Origin of the sequence: Caldisalinibacter kiritimatiensis (assembly GCF_000387765.1) — a bacterium.
Classification (GTDB): Bacteria; Bacillota; Clostridia; order Tissierellales; family Caldisalinibacteraceae; genus Caldisalinibacter; species Caldisalinibacter kiritimatiensis.
Genome location: NZ_ARZA01000200.1, coordinates 1 through 9,084, shown reverse-complemented (window position 1 = coordinate 9,084; position 9,084 = coordinate 1). Strand labels below are relative to the sequence as shown.

12 protein-coding genes are annotated in these 9,084 nt (G+C 28.8%); all 12 read left to right on the top strand.

The genetic code is table 11. From position 1 onward, the window contains the following. The first annotated feature begins 160 nt into the window (after positions 1–160). The 12 genes from L21TH_RS08785 to L21TH_RS08735 all read left to right on the top strand — a co-directional run bounded on the left by L21TH_RS08785 (position 161) and on the right by L21TH_RS08735 (position 8,869). A complete protein-coding gene (locus tag L21TH_RS08785) occupies positions 161–406 on the top strand; it encodes a hypothetical protein (RefSeq protein WP_006314330.1) in 246 nt (81 codons plus the stop codon). Between the two features lie 16 nt (positions 407–422). Then, positions 423–1,082, top strand: coding sequence for an AAA family ATPase (locus L21TH_RS08780; protein ID WP_006314329.1), 660 nt, complete (start codon positions 423–425; stop codon positions 1,080–1,082). Positions 1,083–1,254: 172 nt separating this feature from the next. Further along, entirely contained in the window at positions 1,255–2,829 is a 1,575-nt protein-coding gene (gene rny, locus L21TH_RS08775; protein ID WP_006314328.1) for a ribonuclease Y, read from the top strand. A gap of 182 nt (positions 2,830–3,011) precedes the next feature. Next, positions 3,012–3,272, top strand: a complete 261-nt coding sequence (gene spoVS / locus L21TH_RS08770) for a stage V sporulation protein SpoVS (protein ID WP_034429806.1) — start codon at positions 3,012–3,014, stop codon at positions 3,270–3,272. Between the two features lie 123 nt (positions 3,273–3,395). Beyond that, a complete protein-coding gene (locus L21TH_RS08765) occupies positions 3,396–3,758 on the top strand; it encodes a hypothetical protein (protein WP_155848347.1) in 363 nt (120 codons plus the stop codon). A 23-nt stretch (positions 3,759–3,781) separates the two neighbouring features. Next, positions 3,782–4,258 carry a CPBP family intramembrane glutamic endopeptidase gene (locus L21TH_RS08760; protein WP_006314326.1) on the top strand — a complete coding sequence of 159 codons (477 nt, stop codon included), beginning with the start codon at positions 3,782–3,784 and terminating at the stop codon, positions 4,256–4,258. Positions 4,259–4,380: 122 nt separating this feature from the next. After that, on the top strand, positions 4,381–4,782 hold the full coding sequence (locus L21TH_RS08755; RefSeq protein WP_006314325.1) for a GrpB family protein: 402 nt from the start codon (positions 4,381–4,383) through the stop codon (positions 4,780–4,782). 215 nt (positions 4,783–4,997) lie between these two features. Further along, positions 4,998–5,333, top strand: coding sequence for a hypothetical protein (locus L21TH_RS08750; protein ID WP_006314324.1), 336 nt, complete (start codon positions 4,998–5,000; stop codon positions 5,331–5,333). Positions 5,334–5,587: 254 nt separating this feature from the next. Then, complete coding sequence (locus L21TH_RS14575; protein ID WP_006314323.1) at positions 5,588–5,731, top strand: hypothetical protein; 144 nt, start codon at positions 5,588–5,590, stop codon at positions 5,729–5,731. Between the two features lie 87 nt (positions 5,732–5,818). Further along, complete coding sequence (locus tag L21TH_RS08745; RefSeq protein ID WP_006314322.1) at positions 5,819–6,013, top strand: hypothetical protein; 195 nt, start codon at positions 5,819–5,821, stop codon at positions 6,011–6,013. Positions 6,014–6,059: 46 nt separating this feature from the next. Then, positions 6,060–6,662, top strand: a complete 603-nt coding sequence (locus tag L21TH_RS08740; RefSeq protein ID WP_006314321.1) for a TetR/AcrR family transcriptional regulator — start codon at positions 6,060–6,062, stop codon at positions 6,660–6,662. A 29-nt stretch (positions 6,663–6,691) separates the two neighbouring features. Further along, a complete protein-coding gene (locus tag L21TH_RS08735; protein WP_006314313.1) occupies positions 6,692–8,869 on the top strand; it encodes an efflux RND transporter permease subunit in 2,178 nt (725 codons plus the stop codon). The last annotated feature ends 215 nt before the right edge of the window (positions 8,870–9,084 follow it).

The window sequence follows — 9,084 nt, the reverse complement described above, 5'->3', positions numbered from 1 at the left end:
TGAAAAATAAAGTAGCAGAGCTAAATTCTAGTGTAGAAACTTTAATCACCGAATATAAAAATATAATGTCAGAGCTGGAAATCTGCCCTTTATGTAAAAGTAAAATTGATGTAGATACTTTGAAGAAAATAACCAATATAATATAATAGGAGTGAGGACAATGGAAAAACATGAAAAGCAATTAAATGATTTAAAAGAAAAATTAGAAAAAGCTAAAACTTTAAAATATAAGGCTGAAGCAAGACTAGAGCAATTAAATAAGCAACAGGAAGAAATAATAAATGAATTAAATGACCTAGGTGTGAAACCTGAAGAATTAGAAAACGAAATAGAGAAATTAGACCAAGAAATACGAAATCTTATAGAAGAAGCTAATAAGCTTTTACCATCAGAAATCTTAAAATAATGTGGGGGTTCTTAAGTTGGATGAAATAATATTAATACAAGAGCTAGAAGAAAAATTATCAGCAATTAAAAATTTTTATTCAAAAGAAAGTGGTAAGAGAGATAGAATACAAGAAGAAATAAATAATTATAATGAAGAGTTACAAGAAGTAAATGAAAAAATAGATTTATTAGAAAAAGTAAATATTCTTATGCAGAAAACATCAAAATATGCAAGAGAGCAAGCTAAAAAACAAATAGAAAGTTTAGTTACCAACTGCTTACAATATATATTTGATTCTAATATAGAATTTAAAATTAAAATTGAAGAGCTGTATGGAAAGCCTAATGCAGAATTTTATGTGATAACAAAACATAAAGATGAAATTATCAAAACAAAACCTCAGTTATCTAGAGGTGGAGGGATAGTAGATATTGTTTCATTAGCTTTAAGAATTGCTTTTATACAGATTCATAAACCAAATGTTGAAGGTCCTATAATATTAGATGAACCAGCTAAACATGTAAGCGAAGACTATATTTTTAACGTTGCCGAATTTCTTAAGCAGGTATCAGAAATGTTTGATAGACAAATTATAATGGTAACTCATAACAACCACTTGTCTTCAGTTTCAACAACATCTTATAGAGTAGAGCTAAAAGGTACTGAAAGTAGTGTTTATAAGGTTTCTACATAATTTAAATTACTTGACATATAAATCAAAAAGTAATACAATATAAACGAATGTTAGTAAAAATATACAATACAGGTATATTTAATACCAAGAATAGGTAGTCTCATAGGCCGAGATAGCTCGGTTTTTGTTTTATGATATAGTTTTGGAGCTAGAGGTCTAAATATTCAGAGACATGAAACTTGAAAACAAAATAGCAAAGGAGGTGCTTGTCATTATTATAGAAATTGTAATAGCAGCAGCAGGAATTGGTGTTGGTACAGTTATAGGGATATACGCAAGAAAAATAATTGCTGAAGGTAAGATAAATAGTGCCGAAGAAGCGGCAAAAAGAATAATAGATGAGGCCGAAAAAGAGGCCATTACTAATAAAAAGGAAATATTACTTGAAGCAAAAGAAGAAGTTCATAGAATGAGAAAAGAGTTTGAAAGGGAAAGCAGAGAAAGAAGAAATGAATTGCAAAAGCTTGAAAGAAGGCTTATGCATAAAGAAGAAGTTATTGATAGAAAGAGCGAGTCTTTAGAAAGAAAAGAAGATAATCTTAATAAAAAGCTAAAAGATATAGAAAATAAGGAAAAGTTAGCTGAAGAATTATACAATAAGCAGGTTGAAGAACTTGAGAGATTGTCAGGATTAACAACAGAGGAAGCAAGAGAACTTCTTTTAACTGATATAAGAAAAGAAGTTAGTCATGAAGCTGCCATGATGATAAAAGAAATTGAAAGTAATGCTAAAGAAGAAGCAGAAAAGAAGGCTAGAGAGATAATATCATATGCAATTCAAAAGTGTGCTGCTGACCATGTGGCTGAATCTACAGTGTCAGTGGTATCTCTACCAAATGATGAAATGAAAGGAAGAATAATAGGTAGAGAGGGACGTAACATAAGAACTTTGGAGACTCTTACAGGTATTGACTTAATAATTGATGATACACCAGAGGCTGTGATATTATCAGGTTTTGACCCGATAAGAAGAGAAGTTGCAAGAATTGCTCTTGAAAAACTTATAGTAGATGGAAGAATTCATCCTGCAAGAATAGAGGAAATGGTTGAAAAAGCTAAGAAAGAAGTTGAAACAAGCATTAGAGAAGAAGGTGAGCAGGCAGCTTTTGATGCAGGTATACACGGAATACATTCAGAATTAATTAGATTACTAGGAAGACTTAAGTTTAGAACAAGCTATGGACAAAATGTATTAAAGCATTCAATGGAAGTTGCACATTTAGCAGGATTAATGGCGGCGGAAATAGGAGCAGATGAAAAAATAGCTAAAAGAGCAGGATTGCTTCATGATATAGGAAAAGCAGTCGACCATGAAATGGAAGGACCTCATGTTACTATAGGAGCTGAATTGGCTAAAAAATATAGAGAGTCAAAAGAGGTTGTACATGCAATTGCTGCACATCATGGAGATATAGAACCTCAAACTGTTGAAGCTGTTTTAGTCCAAGCAGCAGATGCAATTTCAGCAGCTAGGCCAGGCGCTAGAAGAGAGACTTTAGAAACTTATATTAGAAGATTAGAAAAACTAGAAGAGATAGCAAATTCATTTGAAGGAGTAGAAAAATCATTTGCAATACAAGCAGGTAGAGAAATTAGAATTATGGTAAAACCTGATGTTGTTGATGATGCAGAGACAATACACATGTCTAGAGAAATAGTTAAACGAATTGAGAATGAGCTTGAATATCCTGGACAAATAAAAGTTAATGTAATAAGGGAGACTCGCGCAATTGAATATGCTAAATAAAAGGGAAGGTAATCCTTCTCTTTTATTTTAAAAGTGTGTTACCATAAAATGTTAACAACTGTGGAATTTTTAGAAAAATTTATTTTTTAAAAAAATAAAAAGAGGATTTTTTTAATATTTGTAGAATCATATATAATGTAAAATAATAAAAAATAAAAAATATAGTAAGGGGGCTTTCAATGATGGATGTATTAAAAGTATCAGCAAAATCAAGTCCAAATTCTGTAGCAGGAGCATTAGCTGGTGTACTTAGAGAAAAGGGATCAGCTGAAATTCAAGCAATAGGAGCAGGTGCTCTTAATCAAGCAGTTAAGGCAGTAGCTATTGCTAGAGGATTTGTTGCTCCTAGTGGTGTTGATTTAATTTGTATTCCAGCGTTCACAGACATTGAAATTGATGGGGAAGAAAGAACAGCAATTAAATTAATAGTAGAACCTAGATAAGTTTAAGCTATAAAAACCTGCATTTAATGTGCAGGTTTTTATTTTTTATTATTTTGTTTAAAGATATTAATTTCTTTTAAATAGGTTGACAAAACTAAAACATTGTTATAAGATGGAATCAAAGTGAGTGAGTACACACTTACTCGTGAAGAGGTGTTGGTGATGTGTCTAAAAAATCATGAGTTAAAGACTTTTTTCTTAGTGACGTTTATGTGGTCATGGGGATCTTATATAGTTCCAGTCATATTTGGTTTAAATGGAATTATTCCTATATTTTTTTATGCATTAGGTGGAATTGCTCCAACGTCTGTTGGAATTATATTGGCTTATTTAAAAAGAGATAAGAGTTATTGGAAAGATTTTTGGAGACGTATATTAAGTTTACGTCAAATAGAATTTAAGTGGTATTTGTTTATTTTTTTATTTTATCCAGTAGTTTACTTAGTTAGTATGCTTTTTATTTTTTACACACTGGAACATTATTAGAATTACCTACTCTAAAGGAATATTTGGCTAATCCAATAAAGATTATACCATTTGCTATATTTATGCTATTTTTTGGACCTATAGTAGAAGAACTGGGCTGGAGAGGGTTTGCACTTGACCATTTAGAAAAGCATTACAACTGGGTTGTTTCTAGTATTGTACTGGCCTTTTTCTGGTCATTATGGCATTTACCATTATTTTTTATAGAAGGTACTTATCAATATGGTTTACTTCAAAAATCATATTTCTATATTTTTAGTTATATGATAGGTATGTTTATACCAACAAGTATTATTATGGACTGGCTATACAATAAAAACAATAAAAGTATTTTATCAGGGGTGTTATTTCATTTTAGTATGAATTTCTATGGTGAATTAATAGATATACCTAATAGTTTAAAATATACAGTATCAATATTCATTACTTTTATATTTGCGGGGATTATTTTAATGACATATAAAAGGAATATAAATTCTTCAGTGGAAAAGAAAATTTAGTTTTTAAGTTTGATAAGGGGGTATTAGATGACTAACTTAAAAAAACGAAAGTTGGAGGTAGTTCCATATACAACTGTTTGGAAAAAAATCTATGAAAAAGAAGCAAAAAAATTAGAGCAGTAATGAGAGAAATAATAATCGATGTTCACCATATAGAAAGTACTGCTATTCCGGGTATTAAAGCTAAACCTATTATAGATATACTAGTTGTAGTATCAGATATAGGTGAAGTAGATAGTTATAATTGTTGTATGGCAGAATTAGGATATGTAGCTATGGGAGAGTATGGGATTCAAAGAAGAAGGTTCTTTATAAAAGGAGGAAATAAGGAAATTGAAAGACATATTAATTTTAGAGATTATTTAATAAATCATCCGAATGAAGCTAAGGAATATTCACAGTTAAAGGAGAAACTAGCTGAAAAGTATACATATGACATAGATAGTTATGTTAGAGGAAAAAACAAATTTATTAATAAAATAGATGAAAAAGCAAAGGCATGGAAAGAAAATCAGACAAAGTAGGACAATAAATGAGGCAAATATTCAGACAAATACCTTTATATAGATTTTTGAAGTTTTGTAACGGTGAGGATATGGAAAAGATAGTGTTAGATTTGTAGAGCTGAAGACGATAATTTGCGTGGAGAAGGGATATGTTTATTATAATGATATAGTGAGTAAGTGCACACTCACAAGTATTAATTCTTGAATTATAAATTATTCTAGGAGGGGTTAAAATGGATTTGAATTATTTTAGTATATTATGTTTTTTCTGGGCTTTTGTGGGCATTTTAACTAGAATTCTAATAGTTGCTTTAGGAGATAAGTGGAAAGAATGGGAAATCAATAAAGCGTATGCTAAAGAACGACCTAAATGGCTTAATTATATAGGTATATTTGGTTTTGCACTTGTAATATTTACTTGGTACAAAGTGTTCACTACAAATGTAGGTTTTAGTTGGATTATTGCAGTACTATTATCATTAACTCTAATAAAATTATACAAATTAACCTTTGATTATAATGAGTTTAGAGAATTTGTTATAAATGTATTTGAAGATAAAACAAATTAATGCGTTTAAATATTTCTGTATTTACTATTTCTATTATTTTCATTCTGATGGGATTATTCCTTTATTAGTTGATTTTTCCAATATGAATATTAAATTATAAAATGGCTTTCGTAAAATTTTTAGAAGAAAAAGTATTGATTTAGAATCTTTATTTTTGATTTGTCATGTTATCCAATTTCATTGAAACATTATAATGCAGTTCCTTATGAAGGTACACATGTTATTTTTGAAATTGTTGGTGAATTTTATCCAATATGCGTAGAGTTGGCATGAAAACATGTTGGATAAATAGAAATGGACGTAAATGGAAGGGTGATGTTAAACCTACATACACAATCAATTGCTTAGAAGATATTAAATACTTATTGAGATTAAAAGAGAAAAATAAAGCTGTATAGTTTATAAAGATAATAAATGAAAAAATAATAATGATAGTAAGTATAGATAATTATAAGACTATTACTTAAATTAAAGGATGATTAACAATGTGTATAAACCTTAGAGAATATAAGTCAAAAGACAAAGTTCAATTACAAGAGATGATTTTTGCACTTTATAATGAAGACCCTGAAGGGGTTACTTCATCAAATAAAAAGGCCTATAAATATTATAAGAAATTAGGTTTTATAGAAAGTAGAAATATACATATGGTAAAAAATAATAAGTATACAAAGAAATAGATAATATTATTTTAAAAATAGGAAATCAAGAAATGGAGGTAATCATATGAATAGAGCTGAAGTAACAAAAAGGAAAATAATTGATAGCACCATTGAACTTATTGCTGAAAAAGGGTATGCAGCTACTTCTTCTCGTGAAATTGCTAAGAAAGCTGGTATTTCAGAAGCTACTATATTTAAGTACTATGACAATAAGGATAATCTATTAAATATAGTTGTAGAGACAATAATACAAGACTTTTTAAACTACTCATTTGAACATTCATTTCCTAAGTTACTTTCAGAGAATAAATCTATACAAGATATGTTACAAAACATTCTTATAGAAAGACTTACTTTTTTTAAAGAAAATTCAAATGCTTTTCAGGTAATTATACAAGAAATGATGATTAATCCATCAATAAGAGAGCTATTCATAGAAAGGGTTTGGGTTAAACTTGAAAGCATATCAAATGATATATTTGAAAAAGGTAAAAATGAAGGAGTATTTAGAGACATAGATAATTTTTTCTTACAAAAAGCTTTATTCGGAATGTTATTTTATACTAATATATTTGAAAAAATTTTAAATATTCAAAGTGAAAAATACAGTATCAAGAAACAAGCAGATATGATACTTGACATTTTATTAAACGGAATTTCTAAGTAAATATTGGGTTTACAAGGGGGGGAGAAAAGATGAATGCCTATGTTAAATTAATAAAAAATAATCGTAAAATTTTTATTGTTTTCTTTATTTTACTAAACATTTTTGCTATTGCTGGTGTTACTAAGCTTAAAATCAAGTCGGATTTTGATATTTTCACACCACAAAATTCTGAACATAAGCAAATATTAGATGAAATGAATTCAACATTTAATACTTCAGAGCAAACAATTTTTTTAGTAGAAATTGATAGTCAAGACATATCGTTGAATGTTATTAAACAATTTAGACAAATACAAAATTTTTTAGAAGGAATAGATAACATTGAGTTTATTAATGGACCAGCTCCAGAGAAAATAGAAATGGATGATGAATCGATTAATTTAAATACTACTTTAACTGAAGAAAATTTAGATTTTCTTAAAGAGCATTATGAAGGTATGGGTGAGCTATCTACTTTAATACAGAAGAATAATAAAATATATGGTTTATTTACTGTTTTTCATGGCAATAGTTTTGGTGGTAATGGACTTAAACAAATAGAAAATTACTTAAATAATAATCAAATAACACATTATATTACTGGAGATATGTATATGCAGCATAAAATTATTGATTATATATTGATGATTCTGTGTTTTTTACCACCGGCTGCATTCTTATTAATTTTTATAGTGTTTAGAACACAAATGGGAAATATTAAAGCTACTTTTCTTTCTATACTACCAGCAGGTATTGCTGCTCTTTGGACTATGGGAACAATAGGTTGGATAGGAAAACCAGTATCTATAATTACAGTTTTAGCACCTATATTTACAATAGTAATAGGTAGTGCAGATGGTCTTCATTTTGTGTCACATGTTCAAGATTCTTGTTCTGAAGGAAAAGGAAGAATACGTAGCATTGTAGAAACACTTAAAATGGTAGGTGTACCTATGATTATTACAACTGTAACTTCTATGGCAGGATTTATGTCTTTGTTAGTTATGAATACGGATGCTATTAAAGACTTAGCTTTATTTGCCTCTTTAGGAATATTATTAGCAGGGGTAGCTACTTGGTATGTTCTTCCTCTTATTCTTGTTGGAAACATCAATTTGAATAAACCTGTAAGTAATGGTATATTTTTTACTAGAAAAATTAAAAGATTATGGGGAGTTGCAAGTATAGTTATTGTAATTATCTTGCTTGTTGTTGCTTTTATTGGAATACAAAATTTATCTACTGAGTTTAATCAGTTGCTAATTTATCGAAATCATACTAAGGTATATGAAAGTTTTGAAAAAATTATGGAAGTTAATGACGGAAGTATTCCAGTTTATCTATATATTAAAACGGAAAAAGACCCCTTAGAACCAAGTTATGCTCATAGATTTACTAAGTTGGAAAAAGATTTAGTTAATTCAAAGTACGTAAAAAAAGCCATAAGTACTTATGATGCATTATCACTTGTTAATGCAGGATTACTAGAATTAGAGCATCCTACTTACCCAAGAAATTTAAAACAAGTAAATTATATTAGTTCTTTAATAATTACTGAAGATAATAACCCAATAGCACATTTATTAGATAGGGAAAGAAAGAGTGCTAGGATAATTGTTTTTCCAAAAGATTTAGAGAATGAAACACTAGAAATAATAAATAAAAAAATATTTGAATTTAACAATAAATATAAAGATTTAGAAATAAAGGCAACTGGAGCACAGTATATGATGAAAGAATTGAATGATAGCATGCTAACAGGCCAAGTAAAATCTATTCTATTAGCATTTAGTTTGGTATTTGTATTGCTTTTTATCTCTCTTAAGAAAATTAAGCCAACAATTATATCGTTATTACCAATAGCTTTTACTATGCTTATAATCTTTGGGTTTATGGGTTTTACAGGGATATCGTTGAATTTATTTACTGCTACAATATTTAGTATAACTATTGGTGTTGGGATTGACTATGCTGTTCATTTTACTTCTGTGTGGAGAAGTTTAAAAGACATAGGATATAATAGTAAAATAGCACTTGAAAAAGCATATGCATATACAGCAAGGCCAATAATGGCTAATGCTCTAGGATTATCTATCGGATTAAGTGCGTTATTGTTTTCGCCTCTAAGAATACATGTCTATATGTCTGTATTAATGTGGGTTTCAATGCTTTCTGGTGTATTTATAAGTCTATCATTCTTACCTACTATATTAAGAAGAGCCAGATAGATATGTTGTAATTTAGCTTATATAATGGGATAAACCTTAGACGAAGAATTATTTAGGTAGTGATATAGTTTTCAATGCAAATGTGTTAATTGGTTTAGCTAACCGCATTTATCGGTTAGCTTTTTTGATTGCTTTTAAACTAATTTAAGTCTAATACTTAGAGTAAAATTTAAGTAGGCAAAACTATCAAAAAAATATTAAAGATGCCCGAAGGC

Excerpts from the sequence above, each read along its gene's own strand:
- L21TH_RS08785 (WP_006314330.1), top strand. The coding sequence starts at position 161 with ATGGAAAAACATGAAAAGCAATTAAATGATTTAAAAGAAAAATTAGAA.
- L21TH_RS08750 (WP_006314324.1), top strand. The coding sequence starts at position 4,998 with ATGGATTTGAATTATTTTAGTATATTATGTTTTTTCTGGGCTTTTGTG.
- L21TH_RS14575 (WP_006314323.1), top strand. The coding sequence starts at position 5,588 with ATGCGTAGAGTTGGCATGAAAACATGTTGGATAAATAGAAATGGACGT.
- L21TH_RS08740 (WP_006314321.1), top strand. The coding sequence starts at position 6,060 with ATGAATAGAGCTGAAGTAACAAAAAGGAAAATAATTGATAGCACCATT.
- spoVS (WP_034429806.1), top strand. The coding sequence starts at position 3,012 with ATGGATGTATTAAAAGTATCAGCAAAATCAAGTCCAAATTCTGTAGCA.
- L21TH_RS08755 (WP_006314325.1), top strand. The coding sequence starts at position 4,381 with ATGAGAGAAATAATAATCGATGTTCACCATATAGAAAGTACTGCTATT.
- rny (WP_006314328.1), top strand. The coding sequence starts at position 1,255 with ATGAAACTTGAAAACAAAATAGCAAAGGAGGTGCTTGTCATTATTATA.
- L21TH_RS08745 (WP_006314322.1), top strand. The coding sequence starts at position 5,819 with ATGTGTATAAACCTTAGAGAATATAAGTCAAAAGACAAAGTTCAATTA.
- L21TH_RS08735 (WP_006314313.1), top strand. The coding sequence starts at position 6,692 with ATGAATGCCTATGTTAAATTAATAAAAAATAATCGTAAAATTTTTATT.